This is a genomic window from Mesorhizobium sp. P2_C4 (assembly GCF_056404575.1).
In genome coordinates, this window is sequence record NZ_JBFUDT010000003.1 from 641,558 (window position 1) to 667,019 (window position 25,462).

Genomic DNA, 25,462 nt, shown 5'->3' on the forward strand with positions numbered 1-25,462 from the left:
TGATATGGCTGCGTCGCGATCATAGGGGACGGCTAATGCAACGTGCCGTCTTTTTGGGGCGGTGCAACAACATGGCTGAGTGACGCAGAGTCTGTTTCAGCGTCTGCGCTCGCGCCTTTGGAAACCAGGCGTATGACAAAGACGAAGTATCCGACCTGCAGAACGACCAAGTCGATAATCGCCCAGCCCAGTGCTGTCCAGACCGAGCCCGTTTCTGCGTAGGTCCAGACCGCGACGATGGTCGAGGTGACAGACATTCCCACCAGGAATTGCGGAAGGTACATTCGCTGCCCACCAGCCGTTCCGATGCTAGAATTCGAAACGACTCCCGATTGCCATCGCCCAAAGCGAAGAAGGACTTAGGCGACCCGCGCGCCTGGGCACTTGATGTAGATCAACAATCCGCACGACTAGGTAGTTTCCCGTAGGGATATAACCGAATTTCGCAACCCCCGGATTCGCGCGATTGCTTTGTCACGGATCAACCGGGAAAACAGCCATGCACGCCTACACGAGTTCCAAAATTTCACTGCCGTCGCTTTCTGTGCAACCAACCCTGCCGAACGCATTCGACCCGACACCGTTGCAGCCGCTAAGCTTTTTTCCCGCAGGCGCCGAAATCTATGCCCAGGGCGAGAAGGCTGGAGCCTTCTATCAGGTCGAGTTCGGTGCCGTGCGCATCTACCGTCTGCTTGCCGACGGTCGCCGGCAGATCAGCGCCTTTCACCTCGCCGGAGAGACATTCGGGCTCGAGGCAGACGCAACGCATCATTTCTTCGCAGAGGCAATCAACGCCACAGCTGTCCGCGTCTTGCGGCTCGCCGCCGGGGCGGACATGTCCCGCCAACTATTGCCCCTGGCGCTGAAGGGTTTGACCCGCGCGCAGGAACATCTGCTGGTTCTCGGCCGCCAGAATGCCATTGAACGCGTCGCCGCCTTCCTGGTCGACATGGCCGAGCGGCAAGGCGGATTGCGACAGGTCGAGCTGCCGATGTCACGCATGGACATCGGCGACTATCTCGGCCTCACCATCGAGACCGTATCGCGGGTTTTCACCCGGCTGAAGGACAAGGGCGTGATCCGCCTGCTTAACCTGCGCAACATCGAAATCCTCAAGCAGGACGTGTTGCAGACCATGGGCGAATAGGGGCTTCGCCCTGCGGAAGAGACATCACCACGCCGCAGCACCGGTACGGTTTCAAGGACCAGATAACGATGAACAACACACTTATCACCCATACCGGCTTTCGCTTCGAAGTGCGTCGCGCGCGCCCTGAAGATGAACCAGCGCTGGCCGAGTTCTTCACCCATGTGACCCCGGACGACCTGCGCTTCCGCTTTCTCGGCGCTGTGAAGGAAGTCTTGCACGAACGGCTGGTGGCGATGACGCGCTCGGACGACCCCCATATCCATAATTTCCTCGCCTTCTCGATCGAGGGGATGCTGATCGCGGTAGCGACGCTGGCAAGCGATCGAGCCGACCGAACCGGCGAGGTTGCGATTTGCATTCGCGCGGATCGCAAGCATCTGGGCGTTGGCTGGGAGCTGCTCGCCTATATTTCCAAATATGCCGAGGAACTCGGCCTCGAGGCCATCGAATCGATCGAGAGCCGCGAAAACCGCGCTGCGATCGAGGTCGAGCGCGATATGGGTTTCACCGTCACGACCGATCCCGACGATGCGACGCTTGTCCTGGTTCGGCGGGAACTGGGGGCGCGATCAACCGCCTAGCTGCCGCGGTCCGAGCAGCCCAACCAACCCTGCTTCTTGTCACCCTCCCCAGAACTTACTTTCGCCGGCGAGCGGCTGGCGTGGCGGGGCGGTTATAAGTGATCTGTCCAAATGCCAATACGGCCGAAAAGAACACAAATGCGAGGACTACAGAGGTTATGATTACGGTCGATTCGATAGGCATTGCGGGCTTCTCCATTTACGAGAAGGCTAAGCCGAGCCGAGTTTCGTTGCCTTGATCCAGGTCAACAGGCCGAAGCGCTGGTATTGTGATTGATTATCGGAGCATTGCTTCGAACTGGCGCCGGCACGCGGGCGTTCATCGGCGGATTGGCCGCCATGATGAAGAAGCGGCCGAAGTGCTAGATCAACCGCATCTGGTTCAGAAGATGAGCATCTCCTTAGCCACCGCGCTTTCTTCATTCGCGGGGATGACAAGGACATCGACCCGCGAATTCGGGGCACTCACCACATCGTCGCCACGCAGATTGTGATCATCATCGACCATGACGCCAAGCCATCCAGCCTCGACACATATCCTCTGCCGAATCTGAGCTGCGTGCTCGCCGATTCCGGCGGTAAACACCAGCGTGTCGAGCCCTCCGAGCGCGGCTACCATAGAGCCTATTTCGCGCCCGACGCGATAAATGAAGAGGTCAACGGCTTGTGCCGCCGCCGGGTCGTTCGACCCAAGCAGCGTCTGCATATCTCCGGAAACACCGGACACGCCCAGCAGGCCGGAGCTCTCGTAAAGCAGCATAGTGAGTTCTTTAGGCGACAGCTTCTGATTCTGCAGAAGATAGAGAATGACCCCGGGATCGATTGCGCCACAGCGGGTGCTCATAACGAGACCATCGAGTGTCGAAAACCCCATGGTGGTGGCGACACTTGCCCCTGATCTCATTGCGCACAGGCTGGCGCCGCTGCCGAGATGGGCGACGATCGTCCGGCCGCCGGCGCCCACGCCGTATCGGTCTCGCAGCTTCGAAGCGATATGGCTATAGGACAGCCCATGAAACCCGTAGGAAACGATGCCCGCCTCGGTCATCGCGCGCGGCAGCCCGTAGATTTTGGCAAGCTCCGGCCGGGTCGAATGAAACGCCGTGTCGAAGCACCCGATCTGGAGGGCCTGCGGCAAGAGGTCCGTGGCCATCGCGACAATCTCGAGATTGATCCGTTGATGGATAGGCGCCATCGGCTCGAGCAGGCGCAGTGCTTTGAGCGTGCGTTTGTCGAGCCGCGTCGCTTCGGTGAAGTCACGCCCGCCGTGAACGATCCTGTGCCCTACCCTGTCGATGCGACGCAGCAATCCGCTTTCGGCTAGCACGGATGCAACTGCTGCGAACGCCTTGGCGATATCGATCGGTGTGTCGCCGAGGCTTCTGTCGATCCTGGACCTGCCGGCCGGGGCCTCGACTCGCAGCCGCGGTTGATGGCCGAGAGAAGAGACGTTGCCGCGCAGCAGTAGCGGAAGTTCGTCACGCCCTTCGAAGACGGCGAACTTCAGGCTGGAAGAACCACCGTTCAGGACAAGGATCGCATCGGTCATGAAGCCATCCAGTATGTTTCTCGCCCGATGTGCTTGTGGACGGGCATCAGCTCAATCTGGACGCTTCGGCGCCGCATCAGGATCCTGTCCCCACTTCCAGCCAAGGATCTCCGGCATATCCTGACCATGGGCGCGAATATAGGCTCGATGTTCAAGCAGCTTGCTTTCCATCGCCTGCTTCAAGGCGACCCGGACGCTTTTCAGTTGCGGAACCCAGTCAAGGACGCTTTTGATGAGATGGAAGCGGTCAAGGCCGTTCAGAACAGTCATATCGAAAGGTGTCGTCGTCGTCCCTTCCTCGTTGTAGCCGCGCACATGGATATTGTCGTGGTTGGTGCGGCGATAAGTCAGGCGATGAATGGTCCAGGGATAGCCGTGATAGGCAAAGATGACCGGCTTGTCGGTGGTGAACAGCGCATCGAAATCGCGATCCGAAAGACCGTGCGGATGATTTTCCTTTGGCTGAAGAGTCATCAGGTCGACGACATTGACCACCCTGATCCTGAGATCGGGAACCTGTTGCCTCAGGATCTGCACTGCCGCCAGCGTTTCGAGGGTCGGGACGTCGCCAGCGCAAGCCATCACGACGTCGGGCTCAGCCCCATCGTCCGTTGACGCCCAGTCCCAGATGCCGATCCCTGCCCTGCAGTGAACGATTGCCCTGTCCATCGACAGCCACTGCCATGATGGCGGCTTGCCGGCGACGATTATGTTGATGCGGTTCCAGGTCTGCAGCACATGGTCGGTCACGCACAGCAACGTGTTGGCGTCCGGTGGCAGGTAGACCCGCACAATGTCGGCCTTCTTGTTGAGGGCGACGTCGATGAAGCCAGGGTCCTGATGGCTGAAGCCGTTGTGTTCCTGATGCCAGACATGGCTGGACAACAGATAATTCAGCGATGCGATCGGCCGCCGCCACGGGATATCGCGGCAGGCATCCAGCCATTTCGCGTGCTGATTGAACATGGAATCGACGATATGGATAAACGCCTCGTAGCAGGAAAACAGACCATGGCGCCCGGTGAGCAAATAGCCTTCCAGCCAGCCCTGGCAGGTGTGCTCGGAGAGGATTTCGAGAACCCGGCCATCGCGCCCAAGATGAACGTCTTCGGGCAGGATCTTTTCCATCCAGCCACGCTCGGTCACTTCAAACACGTCCTGGAGGCGGTTCGAGGCAGTCTCGTCGGGGCCGACGATGCGAAAGTTCTTCGATGCCTCGTTCAACTGCATGACATCCCGCAGGAAACTGCCCATGACCCGCGTCGACTCCGCCTTTGCGTCGCCGGGGTGCTCGAGCGCAATTGCGTGATCATGCAACCCGGGCAGTTCGAGAGACCTGCGCAGCAAGCCGCCATTGGCATGCGGGTTGGCGCTCATACGTTTCGTCGCCTGGGGTGCCGTGGCGCGGATCGAGGCGACAGGAGCGCCTGCGGCGTCGAACAGCTCCTCGGGCCGGTAGCTTTTCAGCCATTCCTCGAGCAGCTTGAGATGGGCTGGGTTTTCGGCAAGGCCTGATAGGGGAACCTGATGCGAGCGCCAGAAGCCCTCGGTCTTCAGACCGTCGACCTCTTTCGGTCCCGTCCACCCCTTGGGACTCCTCAGCACGATCATCGGCCATTTTGGTCGCGACGCGGCCGCCACAGGTCCGTTGCGTGCGGCATGCTGGATAGAATGGATCCGATCAAACGCATCGTCGAGTACGCCCGCCATCCGCTCATGCATCAGGGCCGGCTCGTCGCCTTCCACGAACAGCGGCTCGTAGCCGTAGCCGGTAAACAGCGCGCGCAATTCGTCTTCGGGAATGCGCGCCAGAATGGTTGGATTGGCGATCTTGTAGCCGTTCAGATGCAGGATCGGCAGCACTACCCCGTCGCGCGCGGGGTTGAGGAATTTGTTGGAATGCCACGCGGCCGCCAGTGGTCCCGTTTCAGCCTCGCCGTCACCGACGACACAGGCGACCACAAGATCCGGATTGTCAAAGGCCGCGCCATAGGCATGCGCAAGCGAATAGCCCAACTCCCCGCCCTCATGGATCGAGCCGGGCACATCCGGTGCTGCATGGCTCGGGATACCGCCGGGAAACGAAAACTGCCGGAACAGCTTGCGCATCCCCTGCTCGTCCATCGCAATGTCGGGATTGAGCTCGCTGTAGGTGCCCTCCAGATAGGTATTGGCCACCATTGCCGGGCCGCCATGCCCGGGACCGCAGACATAGATCACATTTGCGTCCCTGAGCCGGATCGCGCGATTGAGGTGCGCATAGATGAAGCTCAGTCCCGGCGACGTTCCCCAATGGCCAAGCAGGCGCGGCTTGACGTGCTCCAGCCGCAACGGTTCGCGCAGCAACGGATTGTCGAGCAGGTAGATCTGGCCAATCGTCAGATAGTTGGCAGCGCGCCAATAGGCGTCGATATCGTGCAATTCGCGATCTGACAGCCGGCCACTGGAAGCTGGTATTGTCGTATGCTCGGTCATGTCTGGCTCCCATTGCCCTGTTGGCGCCCGGTCGCAGATTGCGACATGGGCATGTGTTCGTCGATCTGCAGCGAATGGACACCAACGCGCTAGCGCGCCTTCAGTTCATCGCTTCGCGGTCTCTATGCGTCCGTGTCCTCGAGCGCCCTGCGCATGCGCCTGATGACCGCTGCGCGACTCCTCTCGTCGGCCGCGGCGCTGACCGCCTCGTTCACGTCCAGGAGAAGCTTTGAAAGGTCATTGTGCCAGTCGAGGCGGGCAATCTTTTCCGGCCTCAGACGGCGAGGCTCGTTGACCTCGACCGGCAAACTGCGACCGGGGGTCAATTGGAAAGCATCGTCCAGCCTCGGGATAATGATCTTGTCGTCGGGTATCAGTCCTGCAAGCCTTCCACGCAAGCCGCCAAGTCCAGGCTCTTCTCCATGCGTCAGGAACACCTGTTGCTTCACCGGAGTTCGGGCCTTGAGCCAGGCGACCAGTTCGCTGGCGTCGGCGTGGCCGGAATAGAGGTCGAACAGGCTGATACGTGCCTTGACCTCGACTTCCTCGCCCTGGATGCGCACGCGCTGCGCGCCGTCGAGCAGGATCCTGCCGAGCGATCCTTGGGCCTGGTATCCGGCCATCATTATCGTGGCGTTCCTTCGCCAGAGATTGGCCTTGAGATGATGGCGGATACGGCCCGCATCGCACATGCCGCTGGCGGCGATCACCACGAAGAAGCCGGTGAGGCGGTTGATCGCCTTGCTCTGTTCCACCGTCTCGGTGAAGCGAAGCTCCTTCGAGTTGAGGGCCAGGCGCAGCACGTCACCCTGTTCTATCTCGTTGGCATGGCGTTCGAAAATCGCACTGGCGCGTGTTGCCAGCGGCGAGTCGACGAAGACCGGGGCTGACGGCACCTCCCCCGCTTTCATGAGCAAATACAGATCGACCAGTAGTTCTTGCGTCCTCTCGACAGCAAAGGACGGAATGATGAGGGGGCCGCCCGCCTCGGCGGCGTCACGCACGATGTCGCCGAGTTGGGATCGCCGCTGTTCGGGCGAAACGTCCGGCCGGTCGCGATCGCCATAGGTCGACTCGCAGATCAGATAGTCAACGCCAGCGGGCCCCTCGGGATCGGTTTGAAGCAGCTTGTGGCCTGGGCCGATGTCGCCCGAGAATATGATGCGCAGCGGCGCATCGTGTCGGTCGATCTCGAGCTCCACCGACGCCGAACCAAGCAGGTGGCCAGCGTTCCAGAAGCGAGCGCGAAGGCCTTCGGCGACCGTGGTCCATTCGCCATATTCAAGGGCGCGGAACAAGGTCATGCACGCGGCCGCATCCTGCTGACTGTAGATCGGCTCGACGGGCGGGCGCCCGCGCTGCGCGTTACGACGGTTCAGCTGCTCGACCTCCATTTCCTGGATATGCGCCGCGTCCGGCAGCATGACCGAGCAGAGATCGATGGTGGCGCGGGTCGTATGGATGGGTCCAGAAAAGCCGTGTTTGACCAGTTTCGGCAAAAGGCCGCTGTGATCGATATGCGCGTGCGTCAGAATGACAGCGTCAATCGCTTCCGGTGGAAACGGGAATGCTCCATAGTTCAATTCCCGTTCCGACTTCGACCCTTGGAAGAGACCACAGTCGATGAGGATGCGCGAATGCGGCGTCTCGATCTCATAACATGAGCCGGTGACGCCATGGGCTGCGCCGTGGAAACGCAGGATAGGATCCGTCTCGCCTCTCATCTTGGGTCGACCTAATGCGACAAGAGAACAGGCAGGCGCAGATCCGCGAGAATGCCTTCGGTGGCACCGCCAAGCACGAAGTCCCTGACGCGGGAGTGACCGTATCCGCCCATGACAAGCAGGTCGCCGCCGATCTTGAGAGCATGCTCCTGTAGAGCGGTTCCGATCGAACTGTCCCCTGCCCGGATAGAGGCAGCCTTGGCCACCAGCCCACGCGTCCTCAAGCCCAGCGCAAGGCGTTCGCCGATGCCCTGTCCCGGAAGCGGCTTTTCGTCGGTGACGGTCACAACGGTGACCATGGACGCACGGTCAAGAAAGGCCCGCGCGTCGGCAACGGCCCGTGCGGCCACTCGGCTGCCGTCCCAGGCGATGACGACATGTCCAAGCACCCCAACGTCCGTGGAGTCGGGAAGAAGCAAGGTCGGTCGACCCGAGCCGAACAGTATCGCCTCGGCTAGCATCCGCGCCGTCTGGTTGGTTGGCGCCCAGCCGACCAGACAGAGGTCGAAATAGCGGGAATGCTTCGCGGCGACATCGCCCATCAAGGCTGGTGGTGCGGTCAACTCCTGCGTGGTGATGGTCACACCCGCGTGCGCGGCCTCTTGGGTAATTGTCCCGAGCAGTTCTTTGCCATGCTTACGACTGGTCGCCTCGACCTCTTGTATCTTGTAGGGAAGGTCCAGCAAGTAATTTGAGAGCGCGTTCGAAACGTCGGGAATGTCGACATTGATGGCAACGGCATGCAGCGTCGCGTCGATATTCCTGGCGAGTGCGACTGCATTCGATGCGATCTTTGGTGTGTTCGCATCCGGGTATGTGGCCATGCAGAGGGATGCCATGAGCTTCATCAGATTCCGCCTCCGTTGCGACAAGGTCGCGCCACCGTCATGCCAGCGCTTCGACACTTTGGAGGCAATCGACGGCGCGAGCATTGATCCACCGCAAATGCTGCGATCGGTGGGGCGGCATAAGGTTTGCGCAGGTACGCTCGCCAAAACCGATTGGCGCCGCCAAATGCGGACTTTCAGCACTACCGGCGACGAGCGCACTTGGCGTGATCGTGATACCGCCTGCCTAGTCAAAGGCCGAAGTCGAGCAATGTCGGCTACTGATCCCTTGGCCGTGTTTCAATCGATCCATGTCGCTGTCCGTTTGCTGACGTTCGTGACAACCGATGGCCCCATCGCGCGAACATAGCAGCAACCAGCCGTTGCGGCCGAGAAGCGTTTGCGAGCCATCTTCGTTGATGTGCGTCAATGTCAGGAGATCGACAGTCCCCTACTATCGCGTCACGGTCGGCATCGACTTTGGAGACAACCGATGAACGAAGAGGTCAGAAACAAGATCCTGACGCTGCTGGATCAACACCGCATCATGACAATTGCAACGCTGAGGCCGGACGGCTGGCCGCAGGCGACGACCGTCGGCTATGTGAACGAAGGCCTTACCCTTTACTTCCTTTGCGGTCTGGAAAGTCAGAAGGCCGCGAATTTGGCCCGAGACGATCGCGTGTCCTTGACCATCGATCACGACACGCCACAGGTGATGGAAATCACCGGGCTTTCCATGGCGGCGCGCGCGCAGGCGGTGGTAGACCGGGCCGAAGCGGAAAAGGTCCTGCGGATGCTGCCGTTGAAGTATCCGGAGCAAGTCTCGCTGCCAGGTCCGATGCCGACTCCGGAGCAGGCGCGCATATTTCGCGTTATGCCTACTGTCATCTCCGTGCTCGACTACTCCAAGGGTTTTGGCCACACCGATCTCGTCACCTGCTGAGCGCGCTTCCCCCCAGACAGCTTTGGGTAATGCGGCCGCCAACTCAGCGAAAGCCGGCGGTACCTTTAGCTGGCGACCAGCGGGACGGTGACGGTTGTTGAGTAATTAATGGGGTACTGATCGAAATACGGGAACGCGATCACATAGGCGTAGTCGGCGGTAAGATGAGCCATGCGGAAACCTCCGCTGGCGGCATCAATTGCGACTGTGACCACGACATCCTTCAATCCTAATGTCAGCAGTTTTTGCGTGGCGATGGCTTGAATTTGGCTCTGTGTAAGCGAATTCTTCATCTGCAGCGCACGTGCGGACGTCTCCAGCGTGTAGCGAACGCTGGATTCCGCATTCAAGGACCACCCAAAAGCAAAAATGCCGAACAAAAGCATCACCAGAATAGGTGCGATCAGCGCAAACTCCAGCGCCGCTCCGCCGGATCGGTCTCGACGCAATCCACGTGCGGTCTGTCTAGCGGACACGGATCACCTCTTGATGGCTGATCGTGCGGGGATCCATGAAACCGCCAAAGGCGAAAGGTGGTGCCCAGGTGGCTGTCGCTTCTATCTGGACGAGGATCATCGGCACTTTCGGCCCGGCGCAGAGGCTCGTCGCATCCACCACCGTACTGCCGCACATATATTGCCGCGCCATGGTGACCTGTGCGTCGTCGGGATGTCTTTCCCAACTCGAAAGGGCAATCGCTTGTGTAGCCGGATCGTTGGCCGCACCGGCCATCAGGAGATTTGCTGCCGTCTTGACGCCGGCGCGCATCGACAATGAACTCGCGACGAATGACCAACCATCGATGATGCCGAGGAGAACAACACACAGGATGGGCAGCACCATCGCGAATTCCACGGCGGCAACACCGGACTTGTTCCGTAAAAATCGGGAGGCATGCCAGCCCATCGTGCTACTCGACAAGCCGCACGGACTGCGTCGCCGGAATGTCCTTCATTCCGAGGCCGGTGCAGTCCTGTTTGATGGTGCTGCTGCCGGACCACTGTATCGTGTCGGCGACGACCTGCGTGCAACCACCCGTGCCTGAAAAATTGCCGAGATAATTGACCTGCTGCGTTGGAAAATAGAGGGCGCCGGTCAGCAAGGAATCCGCGGTTCCATTCATCGTGTTCTGCCCGCCGAGGTTGGTTCTGTCTCCATAGAGCAGCACCCCGGAATAGGTGCCAGAGGTCGGTGCGCTGAGTTTGATTGAAGCGTTGCCGTTCATGCTGACACGCGAGCTTCCGGCCAGATAGATGGTAACGCCGTTGCCGGAAATCTGGGCGTTCGCATTCACTTTGAAATCTCCGCCCTGAATGACGTAGACACCGGGTTTGAGTGTCACATTGCCGCTCAAGCTCAGTCCGGCGCAGTAGGTTCCGGGCTGCAGGGTCGACGGCTTGGTGTTCTGACAGGGGTTCGAGGCTGCTGGCGTCGGCAAATTGACGAAAGGATCGGCGGCGGGCAACGCCTGGGTCATCGGCGCGGCGCAGACGGTCGTTACGGGGTTGCTCAGAGAGACGCCGCCTGCCGATATCAGACAATCTGCATTCAAAGCTGCCGACCCTTGCAGCTTGATGGCGTCCGCGGCAATCGAATCCGACATAACCGAACAGCCGGTCAGTTTGACATTTGTGCTGCCGGAAAAGAGCGCCGCCTTCGACGCGGAGGTATTGAGCGCCAGTACGCAGGCTTTTGAAGCATCTGTAATGAGAGCCACCGCTCTTGCCCGTTCGGGAACGGCCCCCTGGTTGAATATCGCGGTGAAATATCGATCCAGGTTCTGGTGAACGATGACCTCGACCGCCTTGTTTGCGACGTTTGGACCGGATGACGGCGGTGTGAAAACGCTAATTGTCCCTGGTGGCGTTGCAAAACCATTGGACGTTGCGGAAAGCGTCGCGGCGGAGATGATCGCGGGCTTATTGGAGCCGGAAATCTTTTCCAGGGCGCCAGCATAAGCTGCGGCATCCGCGACTGCCTGCAGTTTGAGGCTGCTGTAATACCAATAGGAGGTCTCGACCCCGAAGCCCGCGGCGCCGACCACAACCGGCAAGGTGAACGCAAAGATGATGGCAACATTCGCGTTCTTGGCCCGTACTAGGCGGCCCAAGCCAAACCGGATCCGGGTGAAAGCGCTGAATAACATATGTTATTAGAAAGCATGCATGTGTGAATGAATGGCTAAAAACTCCATTCCGATTCTTTGCAATGACGGAAGTAGCCCGCAATTTCTTTTTTGCGCCGATACTCCAGAGTGCAATGCGCCTTCCGGCGCTTGCTGGATCGTCTTTCGCACGAGGATCGCGTGTCCGCGCCGCCGCGGCAATCCGTCTGCAAAGACTTGGGCTATCTGGCCGATCTGTTCAGGATGAACACGAAAGCCGCGGCTGTGATGTAGGCAATCAGGGCGTAGATGGCCGGCGGCACGCCCATCTCGGCATTGTTGAGCAGGAATTCGCTGAGCGCGAGCGTGATGACGAAGGCGGCGTTGTGGATGCCGGTGGCCATGGCGACGGCGACCGCCTGCCGCCTTTCGAGGCGAAGCTGAAGCGGTATGAGGTAGCCGATCGCCATGCTGGCCAGATTGAAGGCGAGCGCGGCAAGGCCGACGACCGGCCCCCAGGTGACGATCACGTCCCATTGGCTGACGGCCGCAAAGATAACGACTGCCGCCAGGAAAAGCGTTGCCAAAAGCTTGACCGGGCGCTCCAGGCGGTCCGCCAGGGTTGGGTAGCGATGCTGAACCGCAATGCCGATCGCAGCCGGAACCAGGACAATGGCAAAAAACTGCAGAAACTTGTCGACCGGCAACGGCAGGATCTGTCCGGCGCCATAAAAATGCTGCAGCGAAAAATTGGTGATCAGCGGCACTGAAACCAGCGCCACCAGCGAGGTGATCGCCGTCAGCGTCAGGCTGAGCGCCGTGTCGCCCTTGGCCAGATGGGTATAGAGAACGGCCGTCGGCCCGCCGGGGCTGGCCGCGAGCAGCATCATGCCGACCGAGATGGCCGGCGGCAGCGCCGAAACCGAGACGATGCCAAAGCAGACGACCGGCAGCACCAGGATCTGCACGACAAGAGCGACCAGCAGGGTCTTTGGCCGCAAAAGGACTTGCGAAAAATCCTGGAGTTTCAGCGACAGGCCAAGCCCCAGCATGATGATGACGAGCGCCACCGGCAGGAAGATGTTGAAGGTGGCGCTGTGCTGCATGCTGGTGCTCCCCTGCTGACCAGCCAAGGTCCGCGAACCGATCTATTAGCGCAAAACTATGAATACGGAATTATTCGACATTCCGGCCCACTGCACCGGCACCCGTCCTCGGGCAATCCGGCGCGATTCCACTGAGGCTGGATTGAGAAACAGCTCACAGACGCGTGATCGCCCGGATGTCACAGATGAAGGCCGAGGCTGATCGGACTTCAGCGGTTGGCCTGGCCAAGGAGGGACAGTGTCATGGCCTGCCGTGAAGTGTCGACATGGATCACCGAGAATGTGCTTACTCCCGTGGAGCGGTTCATCACCCAGGCGCGCGAAGCCTGCGAGAATGTGACCACCTGGGTCGAGGAGCAGGTGCAGCAGCCGGTTGAGAACTGGGTCAGCAAGCAGGAAAAGCGCTGCCGCGAGCAGGACTGCAACTGGTGGTGCGCCTGCTGCAACAAGTGGTTCTGCTGGCTGGTCACCGTCGTGGTCCGCGTCGTCACCTGGGTCGTCGTCACCATCGGCAAATGGGTTACGCACCTGGTCTGCAAGATCGTCACCACGGTTGTCGGCATCGTCGTCGAACTGGTGCTGAAGGTGATCACCCGGCTCGTCACTTTCTTCGTCTGCCTGTTCGAGGATCCGGTGAAGGCGTTCTCGGCCCTTTGGGACCTGGTCAACGACGTCGTCGACGCGGTCGACGACGTGTTCGAACTGGTCGTGTCACTGCTCGACGACGTGGCCGAAATCCTGCACGAGGTCGGCGACCTTCTGGGCTCGTTGGGCCGCACCTTCTGCATCTTCGGCGACGGCGCCTGCGCCTTCTTCGGCGCGATCTTCGGCGCCCTCGAAGGCCTGCTGGACTGGGCGGCTGATGTGGTCGACTGGGTGCGCGATACCGTCGAAGGCATCCGCGATCTGGTCATCGGCATCCTCAGCCTGGACTGGTGCCGTATCCAGAAGGGGCTGGGCATCTTCAATGTGCTCAGGGTGATCACCAGCGTCACGCGCCTGCTCGGCATGGTGTTTTATGTCGGTCCGCGCGAGCTGATCGACAAACGCGGCCTCGAGACCATCATCGACGACGCCTTGTCGGCGGCACTGGCCAAGGATCCGGACCGGCTGGCGCGCTCGAAGGAAAGAGCGCGCCTGGGCGGCGCGCCCATCGGCGTGCCCATGGAATTGGCCCCTCGCCGCATGGCAATTCATTCCAGCGAGTTCCTGCGCGAATTGCACCGCTCCGGCGCGCTCAACCTTTATGCCGTCGCCGGGCGTTTCACCGACTGCCAGGGCAAGGCGGCCTGGGAACAATTCGAGGGCGAGGTCGTCTACACCGGCACCAGGACGACGGTGACGAAGACCGACCTCGACGATTTCCTCGAACTCGGCGCCGGCGCCGTTCCCTCCTTCACCGCCTACCCGATCAAGCGGGACGCGTTCCGCAACCGGCTGGAGCTTGCCCAGCGCAAGGGCTTCCAGGTCGGCATCAACTTCACCTGGCCGTCGATCGGCGAGGTCGCGGTGACCGAGTCCAAATTCGTCCCGCTCAACAGCGACGAAAACGACGATACCGTGCAAAAAGAGCTGTTGCGGCTGATGGGCCGCCCCGACCGTGATGAGGACCTGCGTGTGGTGCCGGTGATCGCCCATTTCGGTTACGTCAGCACCAGTCTGCACGGTCTGACCTCATGGTTTCGACCGGCCCTGGGCGACGGCAGCCCGACCGGCACCACCTTCCGCGACCGCTTCCCGGAAGTCATCTTTCAGTATGTCGCCATCCACGAGATCGGGCACTATGTCGGACTGAACCATGACGGGCACACCAGCCCGGCCGAGATCATGTGGAAGCCGGCGCTCGGCACCAACTGGGGTGAGACGATCGGCAATTACGGTTTTGGCAGCGGCGAGGCCAACTTCACCCGTGCCGACGCCGAGGCGGTGTGGCAGTGGATCACTACCACGCCCGAAGCGCTCGACAAGATCTTTCCCTGAAGCGGGTCGTGCGTGGAGAGAAGACCACCATGGAGTTCACCGTAGACAGCCTCGCCAGCCTGGAGCAGCTGCGCAGCGGCAAGCCGGCAATCCGGCGCATCCGGCTGGCTGGGCCACTCGCCGATGAAGGCACAGAGCGGGCGTTGAACCGCGCATACTTCGCCTGCGGATGCGAACAGGGCTCGGTCGCCGTCATGGCCGTCCTGGTCGCGTCCGTGCTGCTCGGGCTGCTCAGGGGATTCGACGGCGCGCTCGCCTGGTGGTGCATCCTGCTCTACCTCGCCGCTGCCGCGCTCATCGGCAAAGCGGCGGGGCTGACCGTTGCCCGCCTGCGGCTTGCCCGGCTCTACAGCCGGTTGAAGTCGCGTGCTGGTGTGCCCGTTTCTTGATCTGATCGAGAGCTTGGTCCCTGCCCGCCTCGATGACTTAGGGAACACGATGGTTTGACCGGATCGGACGTGTCGAGGGGCGGCAATAGTTGATTTCTCCGACAAAATATGCTGCTTCTCGCGCCCATGAAAAAGCTCTGCCTTATGTCTTTGGCGTCGCTGACGCTGGCTTGGCCAGCCAACGCGATGGACAGCGCGCTCCGCGCCGGCCTGCTGAAACTCGATCCGCAAACCCGGCTCGAACAGCGATGTGACGCCGAAGTGCTGGATCGGATCACGCATGACGACAGCAAATTCAAAGCCGATCGCGTCGTCGCCTACGCCTTTTCGACGCCTGAAATGGGCGCCGACGCAATCAAGAGCCCAGGCGCTGCCTTTCGCAGCAAGGGGCAGTGGTACCGGCTGAAATTCAAATGCGAGACGGCGCCGGACCATATGGAAGTGCTGCAGCTCCGTTACCGGATCGGCGACGAGATTCCGGAAACCGACTGGGCGAAATATAACCTCTACGACTAGAATTCATCCCTGCGACTGGATTTACCGGGATGGTGCGGTATTTCACCCGCTGTCGCCGACCGTCGTAAACCCTATGCTTTCCCGCCGCAAAAGTCCGATGCGCTGATGTTGTTCCCGGCGGTGTCTTGACGCGCGGGAAGCATCCACGTTAGGGCGTCGGGATATCCGACGACGCACACTCGGCCAACGAGCAAGGGACTTCCAGTCGATGGACATTTTCAGCGCTGCCAGCCTGACCGCCCTGCTCCAGGTCATTGCCATCGACCTTGTGCTCGCTGGCGACAACGCCATCGTCATCGGCCTGGCCGCGGCCGGCCTGCCGTCCGAACAGCGCAAGAAGGCCATCCTTGTCGGCGTGCTGGCGGCAACGGTGCTGCGCATCGGCTTTGCCGCAATCACCGTCAAGCTGCTGGCGGTCGTCGGCCTGCTGCTGGCCGGCGGCATCCTGCTTTTGTGGGTGTGCTGGAAGATGTATCGCGAGCTGCGCACGTCTCATGCCGATGAGCTGGAGGCGACCGAGGCGCTGTCCGATTCCGACCTCAACAACGACAGAACGGTGGCCGGCAAAGCGCCGCGCAAGACGCTTGGCCAGGCGGCGCTGCAGATCGTCGTCGCCGATGTGTCGATGTCGCTCGACAATGTGCTGGCGGTCGCGGGCGCGGCGCGCGATCATTTTCCGGTGCTGGTCATCGGCCTGGTGCTGTCGATTGCCTTGATGGGCCTGGCCGCCAGCTTCATCGCCAAGCTGCTGCATCGCCACCGCTGGATCGCCTATATCGGCCTGGCGATCATCCTCTATGTCGCGGTCGACATGGTCTATCGGGGCGTGGTGGAAGTGTTGCCGCATGTGAACGCCGCGGTGGGCTGACACCGTCTCTCTCTGCAATTTCGGCGATTGGCGCAGATTTGCCTTTGCCCGCAGCTGCCGTGCGTTTCGCCGCAGCCGCTGCCCTGCCCATACCAATGCCACAATAAGTGTGGTACTGCGCCGCCAATCCTGAAAATCTGGAAAACCCTTATGTCTGCCCCTCGCGTCAGTTTCGTCAGCCTTGGATGCCCGAAGGCCCTCGTGGATTCGGAGCGCATCATCACGCGCCTGCGCGCCGAAGGTTACGAGATCGCGCGCAAGCATGACGGCGCAGACCTGGTCGTCGTCAACACTTGCGGCTTCCTCGATTCGGCCCGCGACGAGTCGCTCAACGCCATCGGTTCTGCACTTTCGGAAAACGGCAGGGTCATCGTCACTGGTTGTCTCGGCGCCGAACCCGACGTCATCCGCGAACGGCATCCCAACGTTCTCGCCATCACCGGCCCGCAGGCCTATGAGAGCGTGATGGCGGCTGTGCATGAGGCGGCACCGCCGAGCCACGATCCCTATATCGACCTGTTGCCGCCGCAAGGCGTCAAGCTGACGCCGCGCCACTACGCCTATCTGAAGATTTCGGAAGGCTGCAACAACCGCTGCACCTTCTGCATCATCCCGGCGCTGCGCGGCGATCTCGTCTCGAGGCCGGCGGCGGACGTGTTGCGCGAGGCTGAGAAATTGGCCAAGGCCGGCGTCAAGGAGCTCCTGGTCATCTCGCAGGATACCAGCGCCTACGGCATCGACATCAAATACCAAACGTCGATGTTCGGCGACCGCGAAGTGCGGGCAAAATTCCTCGACCTGTCGGAGGAACTCGGCAAGCTCGGCATCTGGGTGCGCATGCACTATGTCTACCCCTACCCGCATGTCGCCGATGTCATCCCGCTGATGGCCGAGGGCAAGATCCTTCCCTATCTCGACATCCCGTTCCAGCACGCCTCGCCGCAGGTGCTGAAGAACATGCGCCGGCCCGCGCATGGCGAAAAGACGCTGGAGCGCATTCGCGGCTGGCGCGAAGCGTGTCCCGATCTGGCGATACGCTCGACCTTCATCGTCGGCTTTCCCGGCGAGACGGACGAGGATTTCGAGATGCTGCTCGACTGGCTGGACGAAGCAAAAATCGACCGCGCCGGCTGTTTCAAATATGAGCCAGTCCGGGGCGCCCGCTCCAACGATCTCGGCCTCGAACAGGTGCCGCAGGAGATCAAGGAAGCACGCTGGCACCGCTTCATGCAGCGCCAGCAGAAGATCTCGGCGACGCAGCTGGCCAAGAAGGTCGGCAAGCGCCTGCCAGTGCTGATCGACGAGGCGCATGGCACATCAGCCAAGGGCCGCACCAAATACGACGCGCCCGAAATCGACGGTTCGGTGCATATCCAGTCGCGACGCCCGCTGCGCCAAGGCGACATCGTCACCGTCAAGATCGACCGTGCCGACGCCTACGATCTCTACGGTTCAGCGGTCTAGGTATCGGTCGCGACGTCCGGACGAATTCGCCAATTGCCAAAAAGGGCGCCTCTATGGCGCCCTCATTTTTGGCAGCGTTCCGTCAGAGCTTCACTTGCTCGATTGCAGACAGGGACCGATCGATGACCTGATTGAGGGTCTTGTCCAATCGTGTGCCCGCCGAGCCGGCCGCTATCACCGCCAACCGTGCGGCAAATCCCAGATGATAGTCGACGAACCATTCGGGATGCGGCTCCGGCTCCGGAATGGGCGGCCACCACGGGGGGAGCTTCGGCAGCTTCGGGCGCGTCGGGCACCAATCGTCGAGGTCGCTCAGCACCCCTTTCATGTCGTGCCCGCCTCGCTCGGCGACCCATGCGTAGCGCACGAATTCGTCGGCTATCGCAGCGCCCAGCTCGTGAGGCGGGAGCGGCTGAGGATTGAGTGCGATTTGCGCAAGTCGCCACTGGGGTCCGTGCGGGATAACGTCGTAAATGGCTGGAATACGTTTACCGATGATGGCTAAGAGTTTTTTGTTCAATTGCATAAGACTTCTCCTGCTGACGCTTGTCACGCCGGCCGATTTCGTCCGGTCCGCAAGATGAGCATGGAAGTAGAACCCATTGGCGTCTGTGAAGGGTGTCACGGAGCCGTGTCACAGACATTGTGCCCCGTGCGCAATGTTCCGGCCGCTATTTACCAAATTTCGCGATAGGTGCGCCCGTTTACCCTGTTTGGCCGCGGCCTGCTTTATGGTTTCCGTATCGTAAACGCAGAGAATTTGGATGGACCCCAGACCTGCCCGCCAGGATTACATCGCGACGCTGGACCTACTGAGGCTGGCGGCGGCGCTGGCTGTGGTGTTCTTTCACTATTTCTTTCGCGGGTCGGCCGCCGGCGGCGTTCTCGCCGTGAGCTATCCGACCGCGGCGCCGGTCGCCATCTACGGCTATCTCGGCGTCAATCTGTTCTTTCTGATCAGCGGCTTCGTCATTGCCTGGTCGGCGGAGAACCGCGGCTGGCAACAGTTTGCAATCGCGCGTTTCGCGCGCCTCTATCCTGGCTACCTGCTGTGCATGACGATCACCTTCGCGATTGTCGTTACTGTCGGCGCGCCGTTGTTCTCAGCCTCCTTGCGCCAGTATGGCGCCAATCTGTCGATGTTTGCGCCGGCGCTTGGCCAACCCTTCATGGACGGCGTTTACTGGTCGATCCTGCTTGAGCTGGTTTTCTACGGCTGGGTGACGCTCGCCTTGCTCACCGGGGTTTTCCAGAAATGGAAGCTGCAGTTGATCCTCATCTGGCTGGCGATCGCGGCGCTGAACGAGTTCTTCGTCGACAGTCGCGCCATCCGGCTGCTGTTCATCACCGAGTTCGGCCCCTTCTTCGCGGTAGGCCTGCTGGTCCACCATATCCATGCGCATGGCCGCTCGGCCAACGCCTTGCTGCTGCTGGCGGCCGCCTTCCTGCTGTCTTGCTGCACGCTCTCGGTGACGCAGCACTGGATGCTCAATGAATATGGCATTGCGGTTTCGCAGACACATCTCGTGGCCGCCAATGTCGTCATGCATGCGGCGTTGATCGGCGGCGTTCTGTTGCGCAATCGTGTCAGGCCGTCCGCGCTGACGCTGGCGCTGGGCGGCTTGACCTACCCGCTCTACCTCCTGCACCAGAACATCGGCTATCTCGCGATCAATGGCGCGGCACCACTGGTCGGCAAATGGGTTGCCGCCTTCGGCTGCGTTGCTCTCATGCTCCTGGTTTCGTGGGCGATCTGGCACTATTTCGAACGAGCGGCCCAACGCATGGTCAAGATCTGGCTCGGCCGCGTGGTCGATACCGTGCTAATGCGATTTCGTCCGATCTCTATCGGCGCGCAACCCGCCGAATGAAAAAGGGCGCCTCGCGGCGCCCTTCCCCCGTTCGATGTGTTGCCGGCTTACTGCGGCAGCTTGTCGTCGACACCCTTCACATAGAAGTTCATGCCGAGCAGCGTGCCGTCGTCGGCGACTTCGCCGTCCTTGAGCCACGGCGTGCCGTCCTGCTTGGCGACCGGCCCGGTGAAGGGGTTCCAGCCGTCGGCGATCTTCTTCGAGGTTGCCTCGGCCATCGCCTTCACGTCGTCGGGCATGTTGGTGAACGGAGCGAGCTTGACCGCGCCGTCCTTGATGCCGAGCCAGACATTGTCGGGCTTCCAGGTGCCGTCGAGCGCGGCCTGGACACGGCTGACATAGTACGGGCCCCATTCGTCGGTGAGCGAGGTCAATGCGGCGTTCGGGGCGAACTTGATCATGTCGGAGGACTGGCCGAAGCCGTGCAGCTTGCGCTCTTCCGCCACCTGAAGGGCAGCGGTCGAATCGGTGTGCTGAACGATGACGTCGGCACCCTGGTCGAACAGCGCCTTGGCCGCGTCGGCTTCCTTGCCCGGATCGAACCAGGAATTCACCCAGACGATCTTGGCCTTGAAGTTCGGGTTGATCGACTGCGCGCCGAGCATGAAGGAATTGATGCCCATCACCACTTCGGGGATCGGGAAGGAAACGATGTAGCCGGCAACGCCAGCCTTCGATTCCTTGGCGGCGATCTGGCCAAGCACATAGCGGCCTTCATAGAAACGCGCATTGTAGATGCCGAGATTGTCGCCGGTCTTGTAGCCGGTTGCATGCTCGAACATCACCTTGGGAAACTTCTTGGCGGCCTTCACTTCCGGATCCATGAAGCCGAAGGACGTGCCGAAGATGATCTTGCAGCCTTCGCGCGCCAGGCGCTCGAAAGCACGATCGGCATCGGGGCCTTCGGAGACGTTCTCGAGATAGGCGGTCTCGACCTTGTCGCCGAGCGCCTTCTCCACTGCGAGACGGCCCTGGTCGTGCTGGTAGGAATAGCCGAAATCGCCGATCGGGCCGGTGTAGACCCAGCAGGCCTTGAGCTTGTCGGCGGCTTGCGCCGACGCCGCCAGCGAGACGGCGGCCGTCGTGGTCATCAGGGCAATAAGCAGTTTTTTCATTGTGTTACCTCTCTGTGTTAGCCTTGGAGCTTCCCGTTTGTTTTTATTGTCAACGATCCGGAACGAATGGCTGCCCCAAGGAAGCCGGCGTGTTCATCATCGTCAGACGCTTGTTGCGCGAGATTAGAACGAGAACCACGATGGTTGCCAGATAGGGCAGCGAAGAAAGCAGCTGCGAAGGGACCGGAATGCCAAATGCCTGTGCATGAAGCTGGCCGATCCAGACCGCGCCGAAGATATAGGCGCCGGCCAGCACGCGCCATGGGCGCCACGAGGCGAACACGACCAGGGCCAGAGCGATCCAGCCGCGGCCGGCGCTCATGTTTTCAACCCACTGCGGCGTGTAGACCAGCGACAGGTGGCCGCCGGCGAGGCCGGCACAGGCGCCGCCGAAGATCACCGCGAGATAGCGATAGCGGATGACCTTGATGCCAAGCGCGTGCGCCGAGGTGTGGCTGTCGCCGATCGAGCGCAGCGTCAACCCGGTGCGGGTCTTGAACAGGAACCACATGACAGCCGCGGTCAGCGCGATCGAGATGTAGAAGATCGGGTCCTGGCCGAACAAAAGCCTGCCGACGACAGGGATCGAGGTCAGGCCGGGAATGTCGAGGTTAGGCAGCCTGACGCCGGGCTGGCCGACGAAACTGGTTCCCATCATGCCGGACAGGCCGAGACCGAGCAGCGTCAGCGACAGGCCGGTCGCCACCTGGTTGGTGGCCAGCGACAGGGTCATGACGGCAAACAGCAACGAGAACAGCGCCCCCATGGCGATCGCCGCCAAAAGACCGATCCAGGGCGAGCCGGTGAGGTAGCCGGCGCCGAAGCCGCCGACCGCACCCATGATCATCATGCCTTCGACGCCGAGATTGAGCACGCCAGAGCGTTCGACCACCAGTTCGCCGATCGCCGCGATGAGCAGCGGCGTCGCCGCCGTGGCGACGGTCAAAAGGATGTTGACGACGATGTCCATCAGCGGGCCTCCTCCAGCTTGGGTGCGGCTTCAAGTTTGGGCGCGGTAAGTCCGATCAGGCGAATGCGGTAGTGAATGAACGTGTCGCAGCCGAGCACGAAGAACAAAAGCATGCCCTGGAACACCCGCGCCACCTTGTCGGAGATGCCGAGCGCGCTTTGCACCGCCTCGCCGCCGAGATAGGTCAGCGCCAGCACAAGGCCAGCGGCGACGATGCCCAGCGGATTGAGCCGGCCAAGGAACGCCACGATGATGGCGGTGAAGCCGTAGCCGGGTGAGATCACCGGCTGCAATTGACCGATGGCGCCGGAGACTTCCGAGATGCCGGCAAGACCGGCCAGCGCGCCAGACAGCAGGAAGGCGAAGAACACCATGCGGTTGAGGCCGAAGCCGGCAAAGCGCCCTGCCCGCGGGCTCGAACCCAGCACGCGGACCTCGAAGCCTTTCAGCAGGCGGCTCATCAGGATCCAGATCAGCAGCGCCGCAACCAGCGCAAAGACGAAGCCCCAGTTTGCCCGGCCGGCATCCGGCATCAATTCCGGCAACACGGCGGAGTCGTTGAACTGGATGGTTTGCGGAAAGCCATGGCCCTGCGGATCGCGCCACGGACCGCGCACCAGCCAGTCGAGGAACAGCTGGGCGACATAGACCAACATCAGGCTGGTCAGGATCTCGTTGGTGCCGAAGCGTGTTTTCAGCAAGGCCGGGATCGCCGCATAGGCGGCGCCGCCAACCATGCCGAACAACAGCATCATCGGCAGTACCAAAGGGCCTTCAAACTGCGGGAACAACACCGGAATGATCGAGCCGAAAATACCGCCGAGGATGAACTGGCCTTCGGCGCCGATGTTCCAGATGTTGGCCTTGTAGCAGACCGACAGGCCGACCGCGATCAGGATCAGCGGTGCTGCCTTGATCGCCAGCTCATGCAGCTGCCAGACCTGGCTGATCGGCTCGATGAAGTAAATCTGAAACGCAGTCAACGGGTTGACGCCAAGCAGCGCGAACAGTATCGCGCCGGCGATCATCGTCAGCACGAAGGCGATGAAGGGCGACAATGCCGAAAACAGCATAGAGCGCTGCGGGCGTTTGACGAGTTCGAGGCGCATCATGCGATCTCCAGAACATGTTCGGCGTGGCCGGGCTCGGCGCCGCCCATCAGCAGTCCGATCTTCTCGAAAGTGGCCTCGGCGATCGGCAACGGTTTTGACAATTCGCCATTGTGCATGACCGCGATTGCATCCGAGATCTCGAACAGCTCGTCGAGGTCCTGGCTGATGACCAGAACCGCCGAGCCGCTGCGCGCCAGTTCGATCAGTGCCTGGCGGATGTGGGCGGCAGCGCCGGCGTCGACGCCCCAGGTCGGCTGGTTGACGACCATGACGCTGGGCTTGCGGTCGAGTTCGCGGCCGACGATGAATTTCTGCAGGTTGCCGCCCGAAAGAGCCGCTGCTTCGGGGTCCGGCGCGCTCTTGCGCACGTCCATGGCCTCGATGATGCGCTGGGCGGCACCGTAGATCGCAGCGCTTTTGACCACGCCTCCGGCGCCGACGAAAACCTTGCCGTCGGTGGCGTGGCGCGACAGAAGCAGGTTTTCCGAAAGCTTCATGCGCGGCGCGGCACCGTGGCCCAGCCGCTCTTCCGGGACGAAGGCAGCACCAATCAGCCGACGGCCGGTTATGGAGAGGCCACCGGCGTCCTTGCCGCGGATGCGCACGGAGGCGGTGTCCTGCTGTAGCACTTCGCCGGAGACGGATTCGAAGAACTCGCCCTGGCCGTTGCCGGCGACGCCGGCAATGCCGATCACCTCGCCGGCGCGCACGTTGAGATTGATGTTTTTCAGCGGGATCGAGAACGGCGTCGCCGGCTTGCGGCTCAGCGCCCGGATCTCAAGCAGCGACTGGGCGGTCTCGATGCCGTCGGCCGGCGCCCGCACCACGGCCTGCACCTCGTTGCCGACCATCATGCGGGCCAGCGACGAGGCGGTTTCCTCGCGCGGGTTGCAATGACCGACCACCTTGCCATGACGCAGCACGGTGGCGCGGTCACAGATGCGTTTGACCTCTTCCAACCGGTGCGAAATGTAGAGGATGGACTTTCCTTCCGAGCGCAAACGCTCGAGGGTCTCGAACAGTTTGTCGGCTTCCTGCGGCGTCAGCACCGATGTCGGCTCGTCGAGGATGATGAGCTGCGGCGTTTGCAACAGGCAGCGGATGATTTCGATGCGCTGGCGTTCGCCGACCGACAGGTCGCCGACCAGCGATTCCGGATCGAGCGGCAGGCCGTAGCTGAACGAGAGCGCCCTCGCCTTGGCGGCGATGGTGCTGATTGGCGATCCGTCATCCAGCGACAGCGCGATGTTCTCGGCCGCCGTCAGCGCCTCGAACAGCGAAAAATGCTGGAAAACCATGCCGATGCCGAGTTTCTTTGCAAAGCCCGGGCTGGAAATCCTGACCGCCTGGCCGTTCCAGAAGATCTCGCCCGAATTGGGCTCGAGCGATCCGAACAGCATCTTGACCAACGTCGACTTGCCGGCGCCGTTTTCGCCGAGCAGCGCGTGGATTTCACCCCTGGCGATGTTGAGATCGACATGGTCACACGCTGTCAGCGTGCCGAATATCTTGGTGAGCCCGCGAACCTCGAGCAAGGTCGCGTCGTCCTGATTTGCACTCACAGTGCCTCCCATCTGGTTTGCCAGATATGTTCTGTGTTCCCGCAAGCATGGTAGGCGCGGCCGGCTCCGCTGGGAAAGCGGCACGCGACTTGAAAGAGCTTCAAGAATTTCAGCGGAAACTCAAGGGATAGCAAGGCAGACGGGACTAAGGGATGAGAATAGTCGTCCCGGTCGTCCGGCGACCCTCGAGGTCGGAATGCGCCTTGCCGGCATCGTTGAGTGCGTAGCGCTGGTTGATCTTGATCTTGACGGCGCCACTGAGCACGATGTCGAACAAAGCCTTGGCGGAGGTTTCGAGGGCTTCGCGGGTGGCGTTGTAGACGAACAGCGTCGGCCGGGTCACGAACAGCGAGCCCTTTTGCGCCAGCAGCGACATGCTGAAAGGCGGTATTGGTCCCGACGACTGGCCGAAGCTGACGAACATGCCGAGCGGTTTCAGGCAATCGAGCGAGGCGGGAAACGTGTCGTTGCCGACGGAATCATAGACGACATCGCATTTCTTGCCGCCGGTGACAGCGGCGACTCCGGCGACGAAATCCTGCTCGCGATAGTTGATGACATGGTCGAAGCCGTGCGCCTTGGCGAGTTCGATCTTGTCGGTGCTGCTGGCGGTGCCGATGACGGTCGCGCCAAGATGCTTGGCCCATTGGCCGAGGATCAGTCCGACGCCGCCGGCGGCGGCGTGGAACAGGATCGTGTCGCCCGCCTTCACCTTGAAGGTGCGGCGCAGCAGATATTCCGCCGTCATGCCCTTCAGCATCATGCCTGCCGCCTGTTCGTCGCTGATGCCGTCCGGCACCTTCACCACGCGGTCGGCGGCGATCACGCGCTGTTCGGCATAGGCGCCGACGTTGACGGCATAGGCGATGCGATCGCCCGGTCTCAGCCAGTCGACATCCGCGCCGACCTCCACAACCACGCCGGCAGCCTCGCCACCCGGGATCAGCGGGAAGCCGCCGGGCGGCGGATAGAGGCCTGAACGATGATAGACATCGATGAAATTGAGGCCGATCGCCGTGTGCCTGACGAGGATTTGCCCGGCGCCGGGTTGCCCGGGATCGGCGTCTTCATAGGTCAGAACCTCCGGACCGCCATGGGCGTGGATACGGATCGCTTTGGACATTGAGCAGGCTTCCTTGGGATCAGGCCCTGG

At 61.4% G+C, this 25,462-nt stretch carries 24 protein-coding genes; 9 read left to right on the plus strand and 15 right to left on the minus strand.

The features are described from left to right. Window positions 1-32 precede the first annotated feature (32 nt). The gene (locus AC1DX6_RS15750; protein WP_477314795.1) at window positions 33-284 is read right to left on the minus strand and encodes a hypothetical protein; all 252 of its coding nucleotides are present in this window, start codon (window positions 282-284) and stop codon (window positions 33-35) included. Window positions 285-499: 215 nt separating this feature from the next. Here AC1DX6_RS15750 and AC1DX6_RS15755 point away from each other — a divergent pair, with 215 nt between their 5' ends. Both AC1DX6_RS15755 and AC1DX6_RS15760 read left to right on the plus strand, forming a co-directional pair. Next, window positions 500-1,147: a helix-turn-helix domain-containing protein gene (locus AC1DX6_RS15755; protein WP_477314797.1), complete on the plus strand. Its 648-nt coding sequence runs from the start codon at window positions 500-502 to the stop codon at window positions 1,145-1,147. 68 nt (window positions 1,148-1,215) lie between these two features. Continuing rightward, window positions 1,216-1,731 carry an N-acetyltransferase family protein gene (locus tag AC1DX6_RS15760; protein ID WP_477314798.1) on the plus strand — a complete coding sequence of 172 codons (516 nt, stop codon included), beginning with the start codon at window positions 1,216-1,218 and terminating at the stop codon, window positions 1,729-1,731. Between the two features lie 382 nt (window positions 1,732-2,113). Here AC1DX6_RS15760 and AC1DX6_RS15765 read toward each other — a convergent pair whose 3' ends face one another. From AC1DX6_RS15765 to AC1DX6_RS15780, 4 genes are all read right to left on the minus strand, one after another. Then, complete coding sequence (locus tag AC1DX6_RS15765; RefSeq protein WP_477314800.1) at window positions 2,114-3,280, minus strand: acetate/propionate family kinase; 1,167 nt, start codon at window positions 3,278-3,280, stop codon at window positions 2,114-2,116. 51 nt (window positions 3,281-3,331) lie between these two features. Next, on the minus strand, window positions 3,332-5,755 hold the full coding sequence (locus AC1DX6_RS15770) for a phosphoketolase family protein (RefSeq protein ID WP_477314802.1): 2,424 nt from the start codon (window positions 5,753-5,755) through the stop codon (window positions 3,332-3,334). A 122-nt stretch (window positions 5,756-5,877) separates the two neighbouring features. Then, on the minus strand, window positions 5,878-7,479 hold the full coding sequence (locus AC1DX6_RS15775; protein WP_477314804.1) for an MBL fold metallo-hydrolase: 1,602 nt from the start codon (window positions 7,477-7,479) through the stop codon (window positions 5,878-5,880). Window positions 7,480-7,490: 11 nt separating this feature from the next. Then, window positions 7,491-8,327 carry a universal stress protein gene (locus AC1DX6_RS15780; RefSeq protein WP_477314806.1) on the minus strand — a complete coding sequence of 279 codons (837 nt, stop codon included), beginning with the start codon at window positions 8,325-8,327 and terminating at the stop codon, window positions 7,491-7,493. A 472-nt stretch (window positions 8,328-8,799) separates the two neighbouring features. On the opposite strand from AC1DX6_RS15780, the gene AC1DX6_RS15785 reads away from it, so the two are divergent. Continuing rightward, window positions 8,800-9,252: a pyridoxamine 5'-phosphate oxidase family protein gene (locus AC1DX6_RS15785; protein WP_477314808.1), complete on the plus strand. Its 453-nt coding sequence runs from the start codon at window positions 8,800-8,802 to the stop codon at window positions 9,250-9,252. A gap of 65 nt (window positions 9,253-9,317) precedes the next feature. Here the strand turns inward: AC1DX6_RS15785 and AC1DX6_RS15790 are convergent, their stop codons facing one another. From AC1DX6_RS15790 to AC1DX6_RS15805, 4 genes are all read right to left on the minus strand, one after another. After that, a complete protein-coding gene (locus tag AC1DX6_RS15790) occupies window positions 9,318-9,728 on the minus strand; it encodes a TadE/TadG family type IV pilus assembly protein (RefSeq protein ID WP_477314810.1) in 411 nt (136 codons plus the stop codon). Beyond that, complete coding sequence (locus AC1DX6_RS15795) at window positions 9,718-10,158, minus strand: TadE/TadG family type IV pilus assembly protein (protein ID WP_477314812.1); 441 nt, start codon at window positions 10,156-10,158, stop codon at window positions 9,718-9,720. Before AC1DX6_RS15795 ends, AC1DX6_RS15790 begins: the two co-directional genes overlap by 11 nt. Window positions 10,159-10,162: 4 nt before the next feature. Further along, window positions 10,163-11,398: a pilus assembly protein TadG-related protein gene (locus tag AC1DX6_RS15800; RefSeq protein ID WP_477314814.1), complete on the minus strand. Its 1,236-nt coding sequence runs from the start codon at window positions 11,396-11,398 to the stop codon at window positions 10,163-10,165. Between the two features lie 200 nt (window positions 11,399-11,598). Beyond that, the gene (locus AC1DX6_RS15805) at window positions 11,599-12,462 is read right to left on the minus strand and encodes a bile acid:sodium symporter family protein (protein ID WP_477314816.1); all 864 of its coding nucleotides are present in this window, start codon (window positions 12,460-12,462) and stop codon (window positions 11,599-11,601) included. A 243-nt stretch (window positions 12,463-12,705) separates the two neighbouring features. On the opposite strand from AC1DX6_RS15805, the gene AC1DX6_RS15810 reads away from it, so the two are divergent. From AC1DX6_RS15810 to rimO, 5 genes are all read left to right on the plus strand, one after another. Further along, on the plus strand, window positions 12,706-14,442 hold the full coding sequence (locus AC1DX6_RS15810) for an Rcat domain-containing protein (RefSeq protein ID WP_477314818.1): 1,737 nt from the start codon (window positions 12,706-12,708) through the stop codon (window positions 14,440-14,442). 29 nt (window positions 14,443-14,471) lie between these two features. Continuing rightward, a complete protein-coding gene (locus AC1DX6_RS15815) occupies window positions 14,472-14,831 on the plus strand; it encodes a hypothetical protein (RefSeq protein WP_477314820.1) in 360 nt (119 codons plus the stop codon). Window positions 14,832-14,939: 108 nt separating this feature from the next. Then, complete coding sequence (locus AC1DX6_RS15820; RefSeq protein ID WP_477314822.1) at window positions 14,940-15,347, plus strand: DUF930 domain-containing protein; 408 nt, start codon at window positions 14,940-14,942, stop codon at window positions 15,345-15,347. Window positions 15,348-15,555: 208 nt separating this feature from the next. Beyond that, window positions 15,556-16,215 (plus strand): TerC family protein, encoded by a 660-nt coding sequence (locus AC1DX6_RS15825; protein WP_477314824.1) that lies wholly within the window; start codon window positions 15,556-15,558, stop codon window positions 16,213-16,215. A gap of 150 nt (window positions 16,216-16,365) precedes the next feature. Then, entirely contained in the window at window positions 16,366-17,679 is a 1,314-nt protein-coding gene (gene rimO / locus AC1DX6_RS15830) for a 30S ribosomal protein S12 methylthiotransferase RimO (RefSeq protein ID WP_477314826.1), read from the plus strand. Window positions 17,680-17,761: 82 nt separating this feature from the next. On the opposite strand, the gene AC1DX6_RS15835 is transcribed toward rimO, so the two are convergent. Then, window positions 17,762-18,205, minus strand: a complete 444-nt coding sequence (locus AC1DX6_RS15835; protein ID WP_477314828.1) for a hypothetical protein — start codon at window positions 18,203-18,205, stop codon at window positions 17,762-17,764. A 238-nt stretch (window positions 18,206-18,443) separates the two neighbouring features. On the opposite strand from AC1DX6_RS15835, the gene AC1DX6_RS15840 reads away from it, so the two are divergent. Next, window positions 18,444-19,550, plus strand: a complete 1,107-nt coding sequence (locus AC1DX6_RS15840; protein ID WP_477314830.1) for an acyltransferase family protein — start codon at window positions 18,444-18,446, stop codon at window positions 19,548-19,550. A 47-nt stretch (window positions 19,551-19,597) separates the two neighbouring features. On the opposite strand, the gene AC1DX6_RS15845 is transcribed toward AC1DX6_RS15840, so the two are convergent. From AC1DX6_RS15845 to AC1DX6_RS15865, 5 genes are all read right to left on the minus strand, one after another. Continuing rightward, the gene (locus AC1DX6_RS15845) at window positions 19,598-20,665 is read right to left on the minus strand and encodes a BMP family ABC transporter substrate-binding protein (RefSeq protein ID WP_477314832.1); all 1,068 of its coding nucleotides are present in this window, start codon (window positions 20,663-20,665) and stop codon (window positions 19,598-19,600) included. 49 nt (window positions 20,666-20,714) lie between these two features. Beyond that, entirely contained in the window at window positions 20,715-21,635 is a 921-nt protein-coding gene (locus AC1DX6_RS15850) for an ABC transporter permease (RefSeq protein WP_477314834.1), read from the minus strand. Beyond that, on the minus strand, window positions 21,635-22,747 hold the full coding sequence (locus tag AC1DX6_RS15855) for an ABC transporter permease (RefSeq protein WP_477314836.1): 1,113 nt from the start codon (window positions 22,745-22,747) through the stop codon (window positions 21,635-21,637). Before AC1DX6_RS15855 ends, AC1DX6_RS15850 begins: the two co-directional genes overlap by 1 nt. Further along, entirely contained in the window at window positions 22,744-24,321 is a 1,578-nt protein-coding gene (locus AC1DX6_RS15860; RefSeq protein WP_477314838.1) for an ABC transporter ATP-binding protein, read from the minus strand. Before AC1DX6_RS15860 ends, AC1DX6_RS15855 begins: the two co-directional genes overlap by 4 nt. A 133-nt stretch (window positions 24,322-24,454) precedes the next feature. After that, complete coding sequence (locus AC1DX6_RS15865; RefSeq protein ID WP_477314840.1) at window positions 24,455-25,432, minus strand: quinone oxidoreductase family protein; 978 nt, start codon at window positions 25,430-25,432, stop codon at window positions 24,455-24,457. Window positions 25,433-25,462 lie beyond the last annotated feature (30 nt).

What these genes read in the sequence shown, in the direction of transcription:
- AC1DX6_RS15750 (WP_477314795.1), bottom strand. Translation starts at nt 284, where the DNA reads ATGTACCTTCCGCAATTCCTGGTGGGAATGTCTGTCACCTCGACCATC.
- AC1DX6_RS15755 (WP_477314797.1), top strand. Translation starts at nt 500, where the DNA reads ATGCACGCCTACACGAGTTCCAAAATTTCACTGCCGTCGCTTTCTGTG.
- AC1DX6_RS15760 (WP_477314798.1), top strand. Translation starts at nt 1,216, where the DNA reads ATGAACAACACACTTATCACCCATACCGGCTTTCGCTTCGAAGTGCGT.
- AC1DX6_RS15765 (WP_477314800.1), bottom strand. Translation starts at nt 3,280, where the DNA reads ATGACCGATGCGATCCTTGTCCTGAACGGTGGTTCTTCCAGCCTGAAG.
- AC1DX6_RS15770 (WP_477314802.1), bottom strand. Translation starts at nt 5,755, where the DNA reads ATGACCGAGCATACGACAATACCAGCTTCCAGTGGCCGGCTGTCAGAT.
- AC1DX6_RS15775 (WP_477314804.1), bottom strand. Translation starts at nt 7,479, where the DNA reads ATGAGAGGCGAGACGGATCCTATCCTGCGTTTCCACGGCGCAGCCCAT.
- AC1DX6_RS15780 (WP_477314806.1), bottom strand. Translation starts at nt 8,327, where the DNA reads ATGAAGCTCATGGCATCCCTCTGCATGGCCACATACCCGGATGCGAAC.
- AC1DX6_RS15785 (WP_477314808.1), top strand. Translation starts at nt 8,800, where the DNA reads ATGAACGAAGAGGTCAGAAACAAGATCCTGACGCTGCTGGATCAACAC.
- AC1DX6_RS15795 (WP_477314812.1), bottom strand. Translation starts at nt 10,158, where the DNA reads ATGGGCTGGCATGCCTCCCGATTTTTACGGAACAAGTCCGGTGTTGCC.
- AC1DX6_RS15800 (WP_477314814.1), bottom strand. Translation starts at nt 11,398, where the DNA reads ATGTTATTCAGCGCTTTCACCCGGATCCGGTTTGGCTTGGGCCGCCTA.
- AC1DX6_RS15805 (WP_477314816.1), bottom strand. Translation starts at nt 12,462, where the DNA reads ATGCAGCACAGCGCCACCTTCAACATCTTCCTGCCGGTGGCGCTCGTC.
- AC1DX6_RS15810 (WP_477314818.1), top strand. Translation starts at nt 12,706, where the DNA reads ATGGCCTGCCGTGAAGTGTCGACATGGATCACCGAGAATGTGCTTACT.
- AC1DX6_RS15815 (WP_477314820.1), top strand. Translation starts at nt 14,472, where the DNA reads ATGGAGTTCACCGTAGACAGCCTCGCCAGCCTGGAGCAGCTGCGCAGC.
- AC1DX6_RS15820 (WP_477314822.1), top strand. Translation starts at nt 14,940, where the DNA reads ATGCTGCTTCTCGCGCCCATGAAAAAGCTCTGCCTTATGTCTTTGGCG.
- AC1DX6_RS15825 (WP_477314824.1), top strand. Translation starts at nt 15,556, where the DNA reads ATGGACATTTTCAGCGCTGCCAGCCTGACCGCCCTGCTCCAGGTCATT.
- rimO (WP_477314826.1), top strand. Translation starts at nt 16,366, where the DNA reads ATGTCTGCCCCTCGCGTCAGTTTCGTCAGCCTTGGATGCCCGAAGGCC.
- AC1DX6_RS15835 (WP_477314828.1), bottom strand. Translation starts at nt 18,205, where the DNA reads ATGCAATTGAACAAAAAACTCTTAGCCATCATCGGTAAACGTATTCCA.
- AC1DX6_RS15840 (WP_477314830.1), top strand. Translation starts at nt 18,444, where the DNA reads ATGGACCCCAGACCTGCCCGCCAGGATTACATCGCGACGCTGGACCTA.
- AC1DX6_RS15845 (WP_477314832.1), bottom strand. Translation starts at nt 20,665, where the DNA reads ATGAAAAAACTGCTTATTGCCCTGATGACCACGACGGCCGCCGTCTCG.
- AC1DX6_RS15850 (WP_477314834.1), bottom strand. Translation starts at nt 21,635, where the DNA reads ATGGACATCGTCGTCAACATCCTTTTGACCGTCGCCACGGCGGCGACG.
- AC1DX6_RS15855 (WP_477314836.1), bottom strand. Translation starts at nt 22,747, where the DNA reads ATGATGCGCCTCGAACTCGTCAAACGCCCGCAGCGCTCTATGCTGTTT.
- AC1DX6_RS15860 (WP_477314838.1), bottom strand. Translation starts at nt 24,321, where the DNA reads ATGGGAGGCACTGTGAGTGCAAATCAGGACGACGCGACCTTGCTCGAG.
- AC1DX6_RS15865 (WP_477314840.1), bottom strand. Translation starts at nt 25,432, where the DNA reads ATGTCCAAAGCGATCCGTATCCACGCCCATGGCGGTCCGGAGGTTCTG.